Consider the following 17,533-nt stretch of genomic DNA (forward strand, 5'->3'; position numbering starts at 1 on the left):
GCATGACGGCACGGATCGTCCTGCTGGTCACCTCACCCCGGTTGCCGGCTGGCCTGCTGACCTCGGCCGCCTGGGACGTCGTACGCCAGCATCCGGTCTTGACGGGCGCGGAGAGCGAGTTGACCACGGCAGTGCGTCAGGCGGGCGCCGAGGTGACAGTCGTGGACGGCCCGGCGACGCAGCCGCTGCTCGACACGGTGGCGGCGCACGGCGCGGCGGTGTGGTTGGCCGGCCCGGCCGGCGACGAGTCGCTGGCCCGGGAGCTGGGCCTGCGGCTGGCCCGGGAGCCGGGGCTTGCCGAGTTGGAGCTGATGTACGGCTCGTGGGACCCGCCGGGGGCCCGGCTGCTGGACGCGGTGGCCGTGCTGGACCGGCTGGCCTCTCCGGGTGGCGACCCGTGGAAGCGGGCGCAGACGCACCGCAGCCTCGCGGGTTATCTGCTGGAGGAGAGCTACGAGGCGTACGACGCGATGGTCTCCGACGACACCGACTCGCTGCGTGAGGAGTTGGGCGACGTCCTGTTGCAGGTGGTGCTGCACGCGCGACTCGCGGAGGACCTGCCCGAGGGCGAGCGGTGGACCATCGACGATGTGGCGGGTGGCCTGGTCGACAAGATGATCCGGCGCAATCCGCACGTCTTCGCCGGTGCCGAGGCGGGCACCCTGGAGGAGATCACCGCGAACTGGGAGCGGATCAAGCGCGTGGAGAAGGCGCGTGACTCCGTCCTGGACGGTGTGGCGTTCAGCCAGCCCGCGCTGGCCCTGGCCGCGCAGATCCTGGACCGGGCCGCGCGCAACGGCATCGAGGTCTCACTGCCGAACCCGGACGGTGAGCCTGACGACGAGGCGAACCTGGGCGCCACCCTCCTGACGATGGTCGCCAAGGCCCGCAAAGCCAACCTGAACCCAGAATCAGCCCTCCGCAGAGCAACCCTGGCCCAAGCCGAAAAGATCCGCGAAACGGAAACCCAACCCCGCGGCTGACCCGCGTTGATCATGAAGTTATTGCCGCGACACGCCGAAGCGGGCGGCAATAACTTCATGATCGACCGAAGTGGGGTTGGGGGTGGGGGGTGTCGGTAGGGTGGGTTGGTGGAGGAGTTCGGGGTACTTGCGGAGCGGGTTGTTGAAGCACTGCTGGAAGCGCGGCCGGGGGTCGCCACCGCTGCTGGGGATCACCGGTTCGACTCTCGGCTTCCGGATCTCTCCGTCGACGCGCTGGCCGCCGACCGGGTGATGCTCGCCGACGCGGCGAACGCGCTGTCCGAGCTGGACCCCGACGCGCTGGACGTCGACGAACAGGTGGACCACGCGCTGCTCACCTCCTTCGTGGACCGGGAGCTGTTCGAGCTGACCGAGATCCGGTCGCACGAGTGGGACCCGTTGCACCACAACCCCGGCCCGCTGCTGCACCCGCTGCTGGCCCGCCCGTACGCCCCGGCCGAGGTGCGGTTGACGCAACTGGCCGGCCGGCTCGCCGACGTACCGGATGCTCTCGCCACCGCCCGCGCGACGCTGCGGGACATGCCGCGGATCCACGCCGAGACGGCTGTCGGGCAGTTCACCGGCACGGCCGCGCTGATCCGCGACGAGCTGCCGGGGCTGATCGCCCAGGCGCCGGGCAGGCTCGACGAGGTCGAGCCGGCCGCCACCGCCGCGATCGCCGCGCTGGACGAGTTCGTCGCCTGGCTGCGTACCGGCCTGGCCGCCGACGCGGGTCCCGGCCGTGACCCACGGCTGGGGCGCCACCGCTGGGAGGCGCGGCTCTGGCACACCCTCGACACCGAGCTGGGGGCTGCCGAGATCCAGCGCCGCGCCTGGGCCAACCTGGACCGGATCACCGCGGAGATCCGCGCGGCGGCCGTCGAGCTGGTCGGCGGCCCGGCAGACGACGCTGCGGTACGTCGGGCGCTGGACGTGCTCGCCGCCGAGCACCCGGACGACTCGACGATCGTCGAGCTGGCCGGAGTGACCCTGGACGAGGCGACCGACTTCGTCCGCCTCCACGACCTGGTCACCCTCGTCGACGACAGGTGCGTGATCCAGGAGATGCCGGAGTTCGCGCGGGGTGTCGCGGTGGCGTACTGCGACTCGCCCGGCCCGCTGGAGACGGCGCCGGTGCCGACCTTCTACTGCATCGCGCCCACCCCGGCGGACTGGTCGGCGCAGCGCGTGGACTCCTTCTATCGCGAGTACAACGATCACATGGTCCGCAACCTGACCGTGCACGAGGCGATGCCCGGCCACTTCCTCCAGCTCGCCCACGCCCGGCGGTACGTCGGCGGCACGCGGGTGCGGGCGCTGGCCCGGTCCGGCCCGTTCGTCGAGGGCTGGGCGGTGTACGCCGAGGAGCTGATGGCCGGGCTCGGTTTCGGTGGCCTGCCGGTGCGGTTGCAGCAGCTCAAGATGCAGCTCCGCATGACCATCAATGCGCTGCTCGACCAGTTGGTGCACGCCGAGGAGCTGCCCGAGGCCGAGGCCATGGCGCTGATGACCGGGCGCGGTTTCCAGGAGGAGGGCGAGGCTGCCGGCAAGTGGCGTCGGTCCCTGCTCACCTCGACGCAGCTCTCCACGTACTTCGTCGGGTACAGCGAGGTGGCCGAGATCGCCGCCGCCCGCCCGGAGGGGGTGTCGGTGCGCGACTGGCACGACGCGATGCTGGCCCACGACTGCCCGCCTCCGCGCCACCTGCGCACGTTGCTCGACGTGTGAGGACGCCGGCTACTGGCCGCCCGGCCGGCGGTCCACCACGCCGGCGCCGGCGGGCGGGTCGAACGCTGTCTCCTCCACCGTCTCGGAGTAGGCGCTCAACGCCAGCTCCCTCGGTTTGCCGTCGACCGAGCCGAGGAAGCTGCCGAGCACGCCTTCGGTGGTCACGCAGGCGCTGAAGTCGCCGTCCGAGCGCTGCACCTCGACGCAGGCCGCGTGATGCCCCGCGACTGTGGTGTCGCTCTGCTTGATCACCGCCTGCGGGTCGAGTGCGGCGGCGGTCAGCAGCCCGACCACCACCGGCGGGGTGACGAGACCCTGCCGGTTGGCCTCGGTGAAGAGCGCCACTGTGGGCTTGCTTCCCGGGCTGGGCGGCGCGACGAGCGTGCACGCCATCCGGCCGCCGGTCGCCGTGCAGCGGGTGACGGCGTCCGGCGTGACGGTGAGCCGCCCACCCGGGTAGGTGTAGGCGGAGCGGGCCGGATCCTGCGCCTGCACGATCGCGGCGGTCTGGCCGCCGGGCAGCTGGTAGTCGGCCGAGTAGGTCAACTCCAGCGCCCGATCGAGGCGGGCGGCGAGGTCGTTGACGAGATCCGAGCGGCCCATGGCGCTGCCGGCGTCCTCGAATGTCTGACAGCCGGTGACCGTGAGCGACGCGATGACCGACACGGCGAGCATGCGGAGGGTGGTCGAGGCGGCGGGCATGACGACCAGCCTGGTGGATCAAGTCGGCGCAGCGCAAACCCGTTGCCGGTTGACGCCCGGAAATCCGGGAATGTCCGTCAGCGCGGGGCGACTCGGGTGCGCGGGCGACGCCGTGCCCGATCCCGCCGCCCGATACGCTGCGTTCAACACCTGCCTCAGCCGCACCGTCGCGGCCCACCCACGGACCGGATCACAACAACGAGGAGCGACTCAGTGGCAACCATCGAGGGAATCGTCGCCCGGGAGATTCTCGACTCGCGGGGCAACCCGACGGTCGAGGTCGAGGTCGGCCTGGACGACGGCACGGTGGCCCGCGCCGCAGTGCCCTCCGGCGCCTCCACCGGCGCGTTCGAAGCGATCGAGCTGCGCGACGGTGACGCCGACCGCTACCAGGGCAAGGGCGTGGAGAAGGCGGTCTCCAACGTCGAAGACAAGATCGTCGACCAGATCATCGGGTACGAGGCCAGCGAGCAGCGGCTCATCGACCAGAAGATGCTCGACATCGACGGCACCGACAGCAAGTCGGAGCTGGGCGCGAACGCCATCCTCGGGGTCTCCCTGGCGGTGGCGAAGGCGGCCGCCGGCAGTGCCGAGCTGAGCCTCTTCCGCTACCTGGGCGGCCCGAACGCGCACCTGCTGCCGGTGCCGATGATGAACATCCTCAACGGTGGGGCGCACGCCGACTCCAACGTCGACATCCAGGAGTTCATGGTCGCGCCGATCGGTGCGCCCACCTTCCGCGAGGCGCTGCGCTCCGGCGCGGAGGTCTACCACGCGCTGAAGTCGGTGCTGAAGAAGAAGGGCCTGTCGACCGGGCTCGGCGACGAGGGTGGCTTCGCGCCGAACCTGCCGACCAACGCGGCTGCCCTGGACCTGATCGCCGAGGCGGTCGAGAAGGCCGGTTACCGGCTCGGCACCGACATCGTGTTCGCCCTCGACGTGGCGGCCACGGAGTTCTTCGACAACGGCACCTACACGTTCGAGGGCGCCGCGAAGTCCGCCGAGGAGATGAGCAACTACTACACCAAGCTGGCCGGTGACTACCCGATCGTGTCGATCGAGGACCCGCTGGCGGAGGACGACTGGACCGGCTGGCAGACGCTCACCGCGTCGATCGGCGACCGGGTGCAGATCGTCGGCGACGACCTGTTCGTGACCAACCCGCAGCGCATCGCCCGCGGCATCGCGGAGAAGTCCGCGAACGCGGTCCTGGTCAAGGTCAACCAGATCGGTTCGCTCACCGAGACCCTGGACGCGGTGGACCTGGCCCACCGGGCCGGCTTCAAGTGCATGATGAGCCACCGCTCCGGCGAGACCGAGGACACCACGATCGCCGACCTGGCGGTGGCCACCGGCTGCGGCCAGATCAAGACCGGCGCGCCGGCCCGCTCGGACCGGGTCGCCAAGTACAACCAGCTGCTCCGGATCGAGGAGGAGCTGGCCGACGCGGCGCGCTACGCGGGCGCGGGTGCGTTCCCGCGTTACCGTTCGGCCTGAGAGGTTGTCGGGAAGCCCCGCAGCGGTCCTGGGGCTTCCCGGCGCACTCGGCAACACACGTAGCCTCGGGGGAGGGGTGTGACGATGCAGCGCCGCACACCGGGTGGTCAACGTCCCGCCCGTCGGCCGGGTCAGACCGGTCGACCGGGTGCTGGCCGGGCCACCCGTGGGTCGCTCCGGGACGCAGGCCTACGCGCCGAACCGCGCGGCGCCGCCGGTCGGGCGCCGGGCGCGGTCCGGGGCGCCGAGGGCGTACGCTCCGCGAACCGTCCGGCCGCTGCCCGGCGTACGGCCGCCGGCGGTTCCGTCAAGCGGCTCGCCGCACCCCATCCCCGTCGCTTCACCGGCCGGGCCACCGTGTTGTTCGCGGTGTTGATCGCCCTCGCCCTCGCGTACACCTATCCGGTGCGGGTCTACCTGGATCAGCAGGCCGACATCGAGCGGATGGAGGCCGCCCAGGCGGCGCAGGAGGAGGAGATCGCCAAGCTGACCGCGGAGGCGGCCAAGTGGCAGGACCCCGAGTACAAGATGACGCAGGCTCGGGAGCGGTTCTTCATGGGCCGGCCGGGCGAGAAGATGATGGTGGTGCTGAACGACCCGGTGGGCGCCGCCCGCGACGCCGGGAAGTCGCCCGGCTCGGGCGCCCCGGCGGGGCCGACGACCTGGTACGACACGCTCTGGTCGAGTGTGCGGGCGGCGGACACCCAGCAGCCGGGTAAGTGACCCACCGATCAGCACACCAGGAGAGACGAGCACCGTGACTGTCGCACCACCGCCGGAGTCGGCGGCGGATTCCGTACCCCTGCCGCAGCGGGAGCCGGCCACGGAGGCCGACCTGGCCGCGGTGGCGGCTCAGCTCGGCCGGACGCCCCGGGGCACCCGGGCGGTGGCCCACCGCTGCCCGTGCGGCCTGCCCGACGTGGTGGAGACGACGCCCCGCCTCGCCGACGGCACCCCGTTCCCGACGCTGTACTACCTGACCTGCCCCCGGGCCACCGCGGCGTGCAGCCGGCTGGAGTCGGCCGGGCTGATGCGGGAGATGGCCGACCGGCTGTCGACTGATCCGGAGCTGGCCGCCCACTACCGGGCGGCGCACGAGGACTACCTGGCCCGCCGCGAGGCGATCGGCGAGGTGCCGGAGATCGCGGGCATCTCCGCCGGTGGGATGCCCGGCCGGGTGAAGTGCCTGCACGTGCACCTCGGCCACGCCCTGGGTGCCGGCCCCGGCGTGAACCCGTTCGGTGACGAGACGTTGGCGCTTGTCGAGCCCTGGTGGGCCAGCGGCCCCTGCGTCGACGTGCCCCCCACGGAATGACCACGCAGGCCGAGGGCCGGATCCTGGTGCGGCGGGCCCGCACCGGGGACGTGCGGGGCATCCGCCGGTTGGTCGACACGTACACCGACGACCGGCGACTGCTGAGCAAGGCCACCGTCACCCTCTACGAGGACGTGCAGGAGTTCCGGGTGGCGGTCCGGCCCGATGACGGCGTCGTGGTGGGTTGCGGGGCGTTGCACGTGATGTGGGAGGACCTGGCCGAGATCCGTACGGTGGCCGTCGACCCGTCCTGTCGCGGCCAGCGGATCGGGCACCGGCTGGTGGGTGAGCTGATCGACGCGGCCCGGGAGCTGGGCGTGGCGCGGATCTTCGTGCTCACCTTCGAGACCCGGTTCTTCGGCTCGTTCGGCTTCCGGGAGATCGACGGCGCTCCGGTGCCGCAGCCGGTCTACGAGCAGTTGCTGCGCTCGTACGACGAGGGTGTCGCGGAATTCCTGGACCTGGAGCGGGTCAAGCCGAACACGCTGGGCAACACCCGGATGCTGCTGCGCCTGTAGCTCAGGCGCGGCGGGGGTGGCTGGCGAAGAAGTCCCAGATCAAGTCGGTGGCGGTGACACCCGCGGCGGGCGCGGCGAGCTGACCGGAGGTCGCCCCCGGCCAGCTGTGGCCCATGTCGGCGATGGTGTAGACGCTCACCTCGCTGCCGTCCGCGCACCGGGCCTCGGTCCGCGTCACCCTCGGCACCCCGGACGCCTTCGACGCCGGCGTGCACCGGAGCCGTTGCTGCCAGGTCTTGATGCCCGCCTGGAACTTCGGGGCGTACTCGTCCTGAGCGCCGATGAAGGTGATCACGGAGACCGGTGACTTCGGCACGTAGCTCTCATCAGTGGTCAGTGCACCGCTGTAACCGCCGCTGACCACCCCGATCGCGGCGTACCTGCCGGTGGCCTCCACCGCCGCCCGGAAGCTCATGTCGCCGCCGTTGGAGATGCCTGTGAGAAAGACCCGGTTGGGGTCCGCCCGCCAGGTCTGGACCAGGTGGTCGGTGAGGGCGTTGAGGAAGCCGACGTCGTCCGCGTTGCCGCAGCAGGACAGCGCGTTGTACCCACCGTCCAGCCCGTCCGGGTAGGCGACCAGGACGTTGTCCCTGTCGCCCCGAGCCTCCAGGCCCGCCAGATCCCGCACGAGGTAGCCGGATCCGGGATAGAAGTGCAGCGCGATGACCAGGGCGGGCGCACGGCTCGGGTCGTACCCGGGTGGGGCGTGCAGCAGGTAGCCGCGGTCGAGCCCGTTGTGCTTCAGCGTGAGCTGGTGGTCGCCCGGAGCCGGGCGTTCGCTCGACGCGGACGGGGTCGACGAGGGTTGCCCCCGCTCACAACCTGCGGCCACGACAATGAGGCAGAGCCCCGTCAACACCGCCACCGTTCGCCGCACGTCGGCCACCCCCCGTCGACCCCGCGTCCACACTGGACGTGATCGGTGCGCGGATCAACCCTTTCGGTCCTGACCGAAGGGAGGCAGGCTGTTTCTCATGCTTCGCCTCCAGCTCGGCCCGGCGGATCTCTGCCGGGTGCGGTTCGGCGATCGACTGCACCCGGTCGGCACCGCGCTGCTGGCCGGTCAGTGGCTGCGCGATCCGACGGTCGCCGTGCTGGCCCCCGCGCTGGCCGAGCAGGCGACGGCGGTCGAGGCGACGGGCGCGGCCCAGGCAGCCACCGCGATCCTTCGACACCTGCTGCCGGAGCGGGGGCGCCTGCCGGATTTCGTCACCCCTCTCGACGGTCTGGAATCGCTGGCGGCAGGTCTGGAGGCCATCCGCGCCACCCCGGCCTGCCGGGTGCGCGCCGAGGCCACGGCGTCGTACGCCGGCGTGAGCGCCACCCCGCTGCGGCGTCGGTTCGCGGCGGCCGACCCGGAGGTGCTGGACCTGTTCGGCGGTGCCGTGGCCAGCTGGTTCGACGCCGTGCTCGCGCCGCTCTGGCCTGATCTGGTGTCGACACACCGCCAGCAGGTGACCCTCGCCAGTCAACGGCTCGCGCAACACGGCCTCGCCGGGCTCTTCGCGGGGTTGCATCCGGCGATCCGGTGGCGTGAGCCGGTGCTGGAGGTACGGACCTGGTGGAGCGGGGACGTGGTCGGAACCGGTCACGGCGTGATCCTGCTGCCCTCTCCGTTCGCCGGGCTCCGCCCCCGGGTGCTGGTCCAGCCGGGGCGGCCGATCCTGCTCGTCTATCCGGCGCCGATGCCGATCCGCGGCGACGCCCCGGAGGGCGATCCCCTCGGCCGACTGCTCGGCGCCACCCGCGCGGCGGTGCTGCGGCGTCTCGCCGGCGAGGGCGGGCTGACCACCACGGCGCTGTCCCGGGCGGTCGGGGTCAGTCTGTCGTCGGCCTCGGAGCACGCCACCGCGCTGCGGGCGGCCGGTCTGGTCGTCAGCGAGCGGGAGGGCGGGACCGTCCGACACCACGTGACGCCGCTCGGCGCAGGTCTGTTGAGCGTCGGGCCGCCCGGAGGGCTGTCGTAGGGTTGCGGGGTGACGACGCGTGTGGCGGCCATCGACTGCGGGACCAACTCGATCCGACTGCTGGTAGCCGACCTGCCTGAGGAGTCGGCCGGGCCGCAGGCCCCGCTGACCGACGTGACCCGACGGATGGAGATCGTCCGGCTCGGGCAGGGCGTCGACAGGACGGGCCGGCTGGCGCCGGAGGCGATCGAGCGGACGCGTGTGGCGCTGGCGTCGTATGCCGCCGACATCGAGAAGCTGGGTGCCCAGCGGGTGCGGATGTGCGCGACCTCGGCCTCCCGGGACGCCGCGAACGCTGCCGACTTCACCGAGATGGTGCAGCGCACCCTGGGCGTGGCGCCCGAGGTGGTCAGCGGCGACGAGGAGGCTCGGCTGTCGTTCACCGGCGCGGTGCGCGGGCTGCCCGCCGACGCGTCGGAGCCGTTCCTGGTCGTCGACATCGGCGGTGGCTCCACCGAGTTCGTGGTCGGTGACCGGGCCGCTGGCGTGCGGTCGGCGATCTCCGTGGACATCGGGTGCGTCCGGATGACCGAGCGGCACCTGCCGGGCGACCCGCCGACGGCCGAGCAGATCGCGGCCGCGGAGGGCGACATCGCCGCCGTCGTGGACCGGGCGCTCGCGTCGGTGCCCGGCCGCGAGGCCGCCACCCTTGTCGGCCTCGCCGGTTCGGTCACCACTGTGGTCGCCATCGCCCAGGGCCTGCGGGAGTACGACCCGGAGCGCATCCACCACGCTCGGGTGTCGTACGAGGCGGTGGCGCGGGTGACGGCGGACCTGCTGGGTCAGACCCGCGCGCAGCGGTTGACGATTCCGGTGATGCACCCGGGCCGGGCCGACGTGATCGGAGCGGGCGCGCTGGTGCTCCGCGTGATCATGGAGCGCGCCGGAATGCCCTCGGTGGTCGCCTCGGAGCACGACATCCTCGACGGCATCGCCTGGAGTCTCCAGTAGGCCACCCGCGGCCTTGATCGACTCGGCCCTGGTCACGCGGCCTTGATCAACACGACATCGCCGATATCGCGGTATCAAGACCACCTGGACACCCCGGTTTCGGCGATCTCGTGTGGATCAAGCTGGCCCAGCCCCGCCCAGGCCCGCCCAGCCCCGCCCAGGCCCGCCCAGCCCCGCGCGGTCCCGCTCGGCGCGTCGGGGGCGAATCGTTGACGCTACTTCGCATTGCGTACTAGTGTGCATTGCGTGGACACCACACAGTTGTTGAAGGGCGTGCTCGATCTGGCCGTCCTCGCCGTGCTCCGGGAGGAGGACGGTTACGGCTACGACATCCTGCGCCGGCTCCGCGAGGCCGGCCTGGAGGAGATCGGCGACGCCTCGGTCTACGGCACGCTGCGCCGTCTCTTCGCCGCCGGCCTGCTCACCACCTACGTCGTGCCGAGCGAGACCGGCCCGCACCGCAAGTACTACTCGCTCAACGCCGCCGGGCGTGACCAGTTGACCCGCTCCGGCAAGCTCTGGCGCTCGTTCGCCACGACCATGGACACTCTGCTCGACGATCGGGGGCTGGCGGCATGACCGTCACGGAGCAGGAGATCACCGACTACGTGGCGCGGGTCCGGGCGGCTCTGGCCGACCTGCCGCCCGACCGGCGCAACGAGCTGACCGAGGATCTCGCCGACCATCTCACCGAGGTCGCGGCCGAGGGCGAGGGCACTCTCGTCGAGCGGCTGGGCGAGCCCGAGACGTACGCCGCCGAGCTGCGCGTCGCGGCCGGCGCCGGCGTGGGCGGTGGACGCAACCTCGACCAGCGCGTCGCCACCGCGGTGATCCGGGCCCGCAGGCGGCTGCGAGCCGTCGACGTCCGGCTCGGCCCACCCCTGGGGTACGAGACGGCCAGCGACTTCCTCAAGCTGCTGCGCCCTGCCTGGTGGGTGCTGCGCGGTTACCTCGCGGCGATGCTGGTCACGGTGATCACCACGGGGGGCGACTTCGGTCTGCTGCCCCGGCTCGGTGGTGAGCTGCTCGCCGGCCTGATCATGCTGGTCGGCTTCGTGCTCGCCTCGATCTGGCTCGGTCGGCGTTCCGCCCAGCTGACCCGTTGGCCGCGCTCGGCGGTGCAGGTCGGCAGCGCGGTGCTTGTGGTGTTCGCACTCTCCGCCCTGGTGCAGGCCGAGGACCGGATGCGCTACGGCGACTACGGCTACCAACCGACCTCGGTCGACAACCCGTACGAACGGATCATGGACGTCTTCGTCTATGACAGCGAGGGTCGGCTGGTGGAGAACGCCCACCTCTTCGACGAGAACGGCAACCCGATCCGACTGGGCTACCCGACTTGCGAACAAGCGCTCAACAGCCAGGACAAGCTGCTGCGGGCGTACCCCCTCTGTCCGGAGCAGGCTCCCTTCGGGCCCCGGGGCCCGGGCATGCCCATCCCGCCCCGGGCGCCGACCACCACACCGGAGCCGACCACCACACCAACTCCGACAGTCACCGGTCAACCCACGGTGAGCCCGAGCGCGACACCGAGCGGTACGCCCAGTGGCGACCCGACCCCGACCGCGACGAGCTGACGGGCGATGTGAACCAGATCATGCAGACGATGCTGGGAAATAGCTGAACGGACGAGGCGAGCGGGACGACACCGGAAATCAATGATCGTTACGGTGTCGTCTGCTCATCCACCCCTCGGAAGGAACCCCCGTGTCAGAGCAGGTCGCACCGCCCTCCGCGTCAGACGCCGCGCCGCAGCCGCCGGTCGGCGAGACGCCCGCCCAGCCGGCCGTCGAGACGCCGCCCCCGGCCGAGCCGGAGGCGAAGAAGTCCGGTGGGAAGAAGGCGCTCGGCATCATCGGCGCGATCGTCGTGTTCCTCGTCATCGCCGGCCTGAAGTTCGGTCTCGCCTCGGCGGTCGGCAACTTCCTGAACAAGGATGAGACGGCCGACGCCAAGGCCGGCGACTGCATCGCCGAGCTGCCCGAGATCAAGGGCGACAAGGAGGAGAAGGTCGACGGCGCCAAGGTCGTCGAGTGCACCTCCACCGACGCCGCGTACAGCGTGGTCGGTCGGATCGACGGGCAGACCGAAACCCAGGCCAAGGCCGACACCACGTGCAACGAGTTCTTCAAGGAAGACCAGGAGGGGTACGTCTTCTACAGCATCGAGTCGGGCAAGAAGGGCTACGTGCTCTGCCTGACCAAGAAGGCCTGACCAAGAAGGCCTGAGCGACAGGGCCTGACCGGGCTGCGACACCGACGACGGCGGCGGGGAGAGTTTCCCGCCGCCGTCGGCATACCCGGAGTCACCGTCCGGCGAACGGGAGGTGAATGCCACTGTTCCGGCGTCTTCCGGGCAGGGGGCGCGGCATGGCAGGCTACCGGCACGTAGGACCACTGGGCGACCAGCCAACGATGACTGACCGCTAGGAGGACGGCCGATGGGCGACATGGTGAGCTACCGCAGCAACGGGGGGACGAGCGAGGGGTATCTCGCGATACCCGCCAGCGGCACGGCCAGCCCCGCCGTCATCGTGATCCAGGAGTGGTGGGGTCTCGTCCCGCACATCCGGTCGGTCGCGGACCGGTTCGCCGAGGCCGGCTTCGTCGCCCTGGCCCCGGACTTCTACCACGGTGAGACCACCAGCGAGCCGGACGAGGCGCAGCGTCTGCTGCTGGGGATGCGAATGGACGAGGCGGCGAAGGACATCGCCGGCGCCGCCGACTACCTCGCCGGCCGGCCGGAGGTCACCGGCAAGGTCGGCGCCGTCGGGTTCTGCGCAGGCGGCAGCCTGGCCCTCTGGTCGGCGACCCTCTCCGAGCGGATCGTCGCCAGCGTCGGCTTCTATCCCGTGCTGCCCTGGGAGTCGATGCGCCCCGACTGGGCCGACTACGCCGGCAAGGCGGCGGTCATCCACTGTTCCGAAGAGGACGGCACCTCGACCGACGAGGGTGTGCAGACCGCGCGCCGGGCCATCGAGGAGGCCGGCGGCACCTGCCAGCTCTACGACTACCCGGGCAGCTCGCACGCGTTCTTCAACGACGACCGGCCGGAGGCGTTCGACCAGCGATCCGCCGCCAGCGCCTGGGCCCGTACCCTCGAGCTCTTCCGGGCCAAACTTGGCTGAGCCGCGTACCCCCGACCAGGTCGTCGCCCGCGCCGCGCGGGCGACCGACCTGGCCGACCTCGACGCGGCGGTCAGCGACTGTTTCGCCTGCCCCCGGCTCGTGCGATGGCGGGAGGAGGTGGCCCGCACCCGGCGGGCCGCCTTCCGCGACCAGGAGTACTGGGGTCGACCGGTGCCGGGCTTCGGCCCCGCCGACGCGCGGATCGCCATCCTCGGGCTCGCGCCCGCCGCGCACGGCGGCAACCGCACCGGCCGGATCTTCACCGGCGACCGCTCGGGCGATGTGCTCTTCGCGGCCCTGCACCGGGCCGGGCTGGCGAACCAGCCGACAAGCGTCGCCGCCGACGACGGCCTCACCCTGCGCGACACCCGTATCTTCTCCGCCGTCCGCTGCGCGCCGCCGGACAACAAGCCCACCCCCGACGAGCGGGACACCTGCGCGCCCTGGCTGCACCGCGAGGTCACGCTGATCAGGCCCACACTGCGCGTCGTGGTGGCGCTGGGCGCGTTCGCCTGGGCCGCGTGGTGGCCGGTGCTGCGCCAGGTGTACGGGCAGCGCCCGCCCAGCCCGCGACCGGCGTTCGGCCATGGGGCACACTGGTCCGGCGCGGCCGTGCCGGAGTTGCTCGGTTGCTACCACGTCAGCCAGCAGAACACCTTCACCGGGCGGCTGACACCGGGGATGTTGGACGATGTCTTCGGCCGGGCCAAGCAGCTGGCCGAAGTGGACTGAGAACGCGTGGGGTGGTGGCGATGACGAACGGAACACGCCCGCCCACGCCGTCCCCGGTCGCCGGACCGGGTGTGGTCCGCCCGGTGCTCGGCCTGCTGCGCCGGTGGTGGCCGGTGGGTACGGTGGTGGCGCTGCTCGCGGCCGCCGCACTGGCCTCGGCGCACTCGTCGATCGGCGCCAGTCAGATCCCGCCGGCCGCGGACAACGTGCCGTGGGTGCCCGAATATCCGACGGACATTCCGACGCCACCGCCGTCGATCCCGGTCGAGCCGAGGGACGCCGGCGAGGCCACCCAGGCGCACATCCCGCAGTGGATCGCCACCGTGGCGATGGTTCTGCTCGGGCTGGCCATCCTCGCGGTGCTGGGTTACCTCGGCTGGCTCCTGATCCGCGGTGCGTTGCGCCGCACCACCCGGGCGCTGCCGGCACGGAGTGCCCGCCGTACGGCCGAGGGCACCGCCCTCGAGGTGGTCGCCGCCCTCGACGCCGGCCTGGTGGAGCTGGACGACCAGGCCACCGACCCACGCGTCGCGGTGATCGCCTGCTGGGTACGCCTCGAGGAGGCCGCCGCCGTGGCCGGCGTGGCGCGGCAACCCGGCGACACCCCGACCGACCTGGTCACCCGGCTGCTGCGGGGTGATCCGTCGACAGGGGTCCCGGCGATCGTCAGCGCCGACGTGCTCGCCGAGTTCGCGCACGTCTACCGCGAGGCCCGGTACGCCACACGGGACGTCGACGAGGGCACCCGTGACCAGGCCCGCGCCGCGCTGCGGCGGTTGCGCGGTGAACTCACCATCGTGACGGCGGGCGCCCCCGAGGTGCCGTCATGAGCGGGCCGGGGACGGTGCAACGGTGAGCGGCAGCGCCAGCATCGACGACCTGCTCACCTTCGAGGAGGAGCGGCCGAAGCGCGACGACCGTGACAAGGGTGGCCCTGCCGGGCGCATCTTCCGAGCCCTGGCCGGCAACGCCGCCATGGTCGCCGTGCTGGTTGTCGGGCTCCGGGCGGTCGGTCTGCAGATCTCGCTGATGATCCTGATCGCCGGGGTGTTCGCGGTGTCCGCGGTGCGCCGGATCGCCGCCGCCCTCGCGGCGCCACCACCGCCAACGTCCCGGCGCTCCTCCACCACCCAGTACGACGAGGGCACCTGGAACTGGGGTGCGCGGGACGCGCTGCGCGCCGCCATCAACGGCTGGGAACTCCCGCTGGACTGGTCCACGACGCGACCCGAACGTTTCACCGGGGTCATCCTGCCCCGGCTCGCGGAACTCGCCGACGAGCGGCTGCGCCTGAAGCACGGCGTGACCCGCGAATCCGACCCGGTCCGCGCCCGTGCCCTGCTGGGTGACCGGCTGTGGACGTTCCTGGAAAGCCCGCCCCGCCGCCCTCCGTCGCCGCGCGATCTCGCGGTGATCGTCGCCGAACTGGAGAACATCTGATGAACGACGTGGACCGGAGCATGTCCGCCGCCGAGGTCGGTCGCCTGGCCCGGGCCGTCCTGGACGCGGTCGGCACCGTCGTGGTCGGCAAGCGGGACGCGTTGGAGCTGGTCCTCGCCGGGATCCTGGCCGGCGGGCACGTGCTCCTGGAGGACCTGCCCGGTCTGGGCAAGACGCTCACCGCGCGCTCCTTCGCCCAGGCACTCGGGTTGGACTTCCGTCGACTCCAGTTCACCCCGGACCTGCTCCCCGCCGACGTCACCGGCTCCTTCCTCTACGACCAGCGCAACGGCGACTTCGCCTTCCGTGCGGGGCCGGTCTTCACCAACCTGCTCCTCGCCGACGAGATCAACCGGACGCCGCCGAAGACCCAGTCCGCGCTGTTGGAGGCCATGCAGGAGAAGCAGGTCTCGGTGGAGGGCGTGACGTACAAGCTGGACGAGCCGTTCCACGTGCTGGCCACCGCCAACCCCATCGAGTACGAGGGCACCTACCCGCTGCCCGAGGCGCAGCTGGACCGGTTCCTGCTGCGGGTCTCCTTCGGCTATCCGGAGCACGAGGAGGAGTGGGAGGTGCTGCGCCGCCGGATGGGCCGCCGTCGCGAGGAGGCCGACATCAAACCGGTCGTCGACGCCGCCACCCTGCGGGCGATGCAGGCCGCCCTGGAGGACGTGGTGGTGGAGGATTCCATCGGCCGGTACATCGTGTCCCTCACCGCCGCCACCCGGGAACACCCGTCGGTGCTGGTCGGCGCCTCGCCGCGTGGCTCGTTGGCGCTGTTGCTGCTGGCTCGGGTGCGCGCGGTGTTCGGTGGCCGGGACTACGTGGTGCCGGAGGACGTCAAGGAGGTGGCGGCACCCGCCCTGGCCCACCGGATCACCCTGCGCCCGGAGATGTGGCTGCGCCGCGTCGACCCGGCCTTCGTCTTGGGTGAGGTGTTGGAGGCGACGCCCGCCCCGGCCAGTGGCGCGCTGCCCAGCTACGCCGCCGGCGGGCTCCGGCGCTGATGACCGGCCCGAGCCTGCCCGAGCCGCGATCCACCGAGCCGGAGTCGACAGCCGGCTGGGCGCCCACCCCCGCGCTCGGCCGCGCGGTGCTGCTCGCCGGCCTGCTGCTGGTGACGGGGGTCCTGCTGGGGCGGGTCGACCTCGTCGTGCTGGCGGCCCCGTTCGCGCTGGGCACCGCGTACGCGCTGCGCCGCCGGCCCACGACGTTGCCGCAGGTCTGGATCACCGCCGGGGACGACGCGCCGCTGGTCGAGGGTGGCGACGTGTCGGCGGCGGTGAGTGTCGGCAATCCGGACACGGTCGACTACGACCTGGTGGTGGTGCGGTCCCGGGTCTCGCCGTGGTTGCGGATCAGCCGTGCCGGCTTCGCCGGCGCCGCGGCCCCCGACGCCCCGACCGCCGACGCCTCGCCTGCTGCTGGCACGCCCGCCGGCACCGGCCGTTCGGTCGCCGACCGGCCGTTCGTCACCTCGGTGCCCGCCGCCGCGGCGGTGGACCTGGAGTTGGCCGGCCGGGCTCTGCGCTGGGGTCGACACCCGGTCGGTCCGGCCGGCGCGCGGGTCGCCGCGGCGGGTGGCCTGCTCGTCTCCCGAGCGGTGCTCACCGATGCGGTCGGGGTGCGGGTCTATCCGCGTACCGAACCGTTCGAGGCGGTGGAGGCGATGCCCCGCGCCGCCGGCCTGGTCGGCGCGCACCACTCCCGCCGGCCCGGTGAGGGCGGCGAACTGGCCGGTGTGCGGATCTTCGCTCCCGGTGACCGGCTCCGCCGAGTCGACTGGCGGGTGTCGCTGCGCGCCCGGCAGTTGCACGTGGCGGCCACCCTCTCCGACCGGGACGCCGAGGTGGTGGTGCTGCTCGACGTGCTCGCCGAGGCCGGGCGCTCCGGCGGCGTGGACGGCTCCGCCTCGGTGTTGGACACCACGGTGCGGGCCACCGCGGCGATCGCCGAGCACTACCTGCACCGGGGTGACCGGGTGTCGCTTCTGGAGTACGGGCCGGGTGCCCGCCGCCTACGCGCGGCCGCCGGTCGCCGGCAGTACCTGACCGTCCTGGAGTGGCTGCTCGACGTGCGTGCCGACGCCTCTCAACACGAGCCGTACGACCAGGTCTTCGGCCCGCAGCAGCTCTCCTCGGACGCGTTGGTGGTGGTCCTCACCCCGCTGCTCGACGAGCGGTCGGCGCAGATGTTGGCGCGGCTGGCCCGCGGCGGCCGGTTCGTGGTGGCGGTCGACACGCTGCCGGCCAACCTGACGCCGCCGAAGGATCGGGGCTGGGCCGAGGTGGCGTACCGCCTGTGGCGGCTGGACCGGGAGACCATGATCGGGCAGCTCCGGGAACACGGCGTGCCCGTCGTGCGCTGGGCCGGCGCGGGCAGCCTGGACCAGGTGCTGCGGGATGTGGCGCGGCTGGCGACGGCCCCAAGGGTCGGTTCCCGGTGAGCGCGAGGAGTGAGCCGGGTTTGCGAGCCCCGCAGTCGCGAACGATCGGCGGCCCGGTGAGCGCGAGGAGTGAGCCGGGTTTGCGAGCCCCGCAGTCGCGAACGATCGGCGGCCCGGTGAGCGCGA

At 72.3% G+C, this 17,533-nt stretch carries 19 protein-coding genes; 17 read left to right on the forward strand and 2 right to left on the reverse strand.

Annotated elements, in window-relative coordinates; all coding sequences use genetic code 11:
- Window positions 1-2 precede the first annotated feature (2 nt).
- A complete protein-coding gene (locus AB0K10_RS00720) occupies window positions 3-983 on the forward strand; it encodes a nucleoside triphosphate pyrophosphohydrolase (RefSeq protein WP_363678550.1) in 981 nt (326 codons plus the stop codon).
- Window positions 984-1,091: 108 nt separating this feature from the next.
- Complete coding sequence (locus tag AB0K10_RS00725) at window positions 1,092-2,711, forward strand: DUF885 domain-containing protein (RefSeq protein WP_363678552.1); 1,620 nt, start codon at window positions 1,092-1,094, stop codon at window positions 2,709-2,711.
- A gap of 9 nt (window positions 2,712-2,720) precedes the next feature.
- Here AB0K10_RS00725 and AB0K10_RS00730 read toward each other — a convergent pair whose 3' ends face one another.
- Window positions 2,721-3,413, reverse strand: coding sequence for a hypothetical protein (locus AB0K10_RS00730; RefSeq protein ID WP_363678554.1), 693 nt, complete (start codon window positions 3,411-3,413; stop codon window positions 2,721-2,723).
- A gap of 213 nt (window positions 3,414-3,626) precedes the next feature.
- Here AB0K10_RS00730 and eno point away from each other — a divergent pair, with 213 nt between their 5' ends.
- From eno to AB0K10_RS00750, 4 genes are all read left to right on the forward strand, one after another.
- Entirely contained in the window at window positions 3,627-4,910 is a 1,284-nt protein-coding gene (gene eno, locus AB0K10_RS00735) for a phosphopyruvate hydratase (RefSeq protein ID WP_363678556.1), read from the forward strand.
- A gap of 84 nt (window positions 4,911-4,994) precedes the next feature.
- On the forward strand, window positions 4,995-5,633 hold the full coding sequence (locus AB0K10_RS00740; protein ID WP_363678558.1) for a septum formation initiator family protein: 639 nt from the start codon (window positions 4,995-4,997) through the stop codon (window positions 5,631-5,633).
- A 34-nt stretch (window positions 5,634-5,667) separates the two neighbouring features.
- Window positions 5,668-6,225 carry a DUF501 domain-containing protein gene (locus AB0K10_RS00745; protein WP_007455679.1) on the forward strand — a complete coding sequence of 186 codons (558 nt, stop codon included), beginning with the start codon at window positions 5,668-5,670 and terminating at the stop codon, window positions 6,223-6,225.
- Window positions 6,222-6,743 (forward strand): amino-acid N-acetyltransferase, encoded by a 522-nt coding sequence (locus AB0K10_RS00750; protein ID WP_363678560.1) that lies wholly within the window; start codon window positions 6,222-6,224, stop codon window positions 6,741-6,743. The genes AB0K10_RS00745 and AB0K10_RS00750 overlap by 4 nt, the downstream gene beginning before the upstream one ends.
- 1 nt (window position 6,744) lies before the next feature.
- Here AB0K10_RS00750 and AB0K10_RS00755 read toward each other — a convergent pair whose 3' ends face one another.
- The gene (locus AB0K10_RS00755; RefSeq protein ID WP_363678562.1) at window positions 6,745-7,620 is read right to left on the reverse strand and encodes a polyhydroxybutyrate depolymerase; all 876 of its coding nucleotides are present in this window, start codon (window positions 7,618-7,620) and stop codon (window positions 6,745-6,747) included.
- A gap of 97 nt (window positions 7,621-7,717) precedes the next feature.
- On the opposite strand from AB0K10_RS00755, the gene AB0K10_RS00760 reads away from it, so the two are divergent.
- From AB0K10_RS00760 to AB0K10_RS00810, 11 genes are all read left to right on the forward strand, one after another.
- Entirely contained in the window at window positions 7,718-8,710 is a 993-nt protein-coding gene (locus AB0K10_RS00760; protein ID WP_363678563.1) for a helix-turn-helix transcriptional regulator, read from the forward strand.
- Between the two features lie 21 nt (window positions 8,711-8,731).
- Window positions 8,732-9,661, forward strand: a complete 930-nt coding sequence (locus tag AB0K10_RS00765; protein ID WP_363679544.1) for a Ppx/GppA phosphatase family protein — start codon at window positions 8,732-8,734, stop codon at window positions 9,659-9,661.
- A 246-nt stretch (window positions 9,662-9,907) separates the two neighbouring features.
- On the forward strand, window positions 9,908-10,240 hold the full coding sequence (locus tag AB0K10_RS00770) for a PadR family transcriptional regulator (protein ID WP_007455685.1): 333 nt from the start codon (window positions 9,908-9,910) through the stop codon (window positions 10,238-10,240).
- Window positions 10,237-11,238 (forward strand): hypothetical protein, encoded by a 1,002-nt coding sequence (locus tag AB0K10_RS00775; protein WP_363678565.1) that lies wholly within the window; start codon window positions 10,237-10,239, stop codon window positions 11,236-11,238. Before AB0K10_RS00770 ends, AB0K10_RS00775 begins: the two co-directional genes overlap by 4 nt.
- A 130-nt stretch (window positions 11,239-11,368) precedes the next feature.
- Complete coding sequence (locus tag AB0K10_RS00780) at window positions 11,369-11,875, forward strand: hypothetical protein (RefSeq protein WP_363678567.1); 507 nt, start codon at window positions 11,369-11,371, stop codon at window positions 11,873-11,875.
- A 226-nt stretch (window positions 11,876-12,101) separates the two neighbouring features.
- On the forward strand, window positions 12,102-12,788 hold the full coding sequence (locus tag AB0K10_RS00785; RefSeq protein ID WP_363678569.1) for a dienelactone hydrolase family protein: 687 nt from the start codon (window positions 12,102-12,104) through the stop codon (window positions 12,786-12,788).
- Window positions 12,781-13,521 carry a uracil-DNA glycosylase gene (locus AB0K10_RS00790; RefSeq protein WP_363678571.1) on the forward strand — a complete coding sequence of 247 codons (741 nt, stop codon included), beginning with the start codon at window positions 12,781-12,783 and terminating at the stop codon, window positions 13,519-13,521. Before AB0K10_RS00785 ends, AB0K10_RS00790 begins: the two co-directional genes overlap by 8 nt.
- A gap of 92 nt (window positions 13,522-13,613) precedes the next feature.
- The gene (locus AB0K10_RS00795) at window positions 13,614-14,351 is read left to right on the forward strand and encodes a DUF4129 domain-containing protein (protein WP_363679546.1); all 738 of its coding nucleotides are present in this window, start codon (window positions 13,614-13,616) and stop codon (window positions 14,349-14,351) included.
- Window positions 14,352-14,373: 22 nt separating this feature from the next.
- Complete coding sequence (locus AB0K10_RS00800) at window positions 14,374-14,961, forward strand: hypothetical protein (protein ID WP_363678573.1); 588 nt, start codon at window positions 14,374-14,376, stop codon at window positions 14,959-14,961.
- Entirely contained in the window at window positions 14,961-15,968 is a 1,008-nt protein-coding gene (locus AB0K10_RS00805) for a MoxR family ATPase (RefSeq protein WP_363678575.1), read from the forward strand. The genes AB0K10_RS00800 and AB0K10_RS00805 overlap by 1 nt, the downstream gene beginning before the upstream one ends.
- The gene (locus AB0K10_RS00810; RefSeq protein ID WP_363678577.1) at window positions 15,968-17,407 is read left to right on the forward strand and encodes a DUF58 domain-containing protein; all 1,440 of its coding nucleotides are present in this window, start codon (window positions 15,968-15,970) and stop codon (window positions 17,405-17,407) included. Before AB0K10_RS00805 ends, AB0K10_RS00810 begins: the two co-directional genes overlap by 1 nt.
- Window positions 17,408-17,533 lie beyond the last annotated feature (126 nt).

The sequence above is a fragment of the Micromonospora sp. NPDC049274 genome, from assembly GCF_040678875.1.
Lineage (GTDB): Bacteria > Actinomycetota > Actinomycetes > Mycobacteriales > Micromonosporaceae > Micromonospora.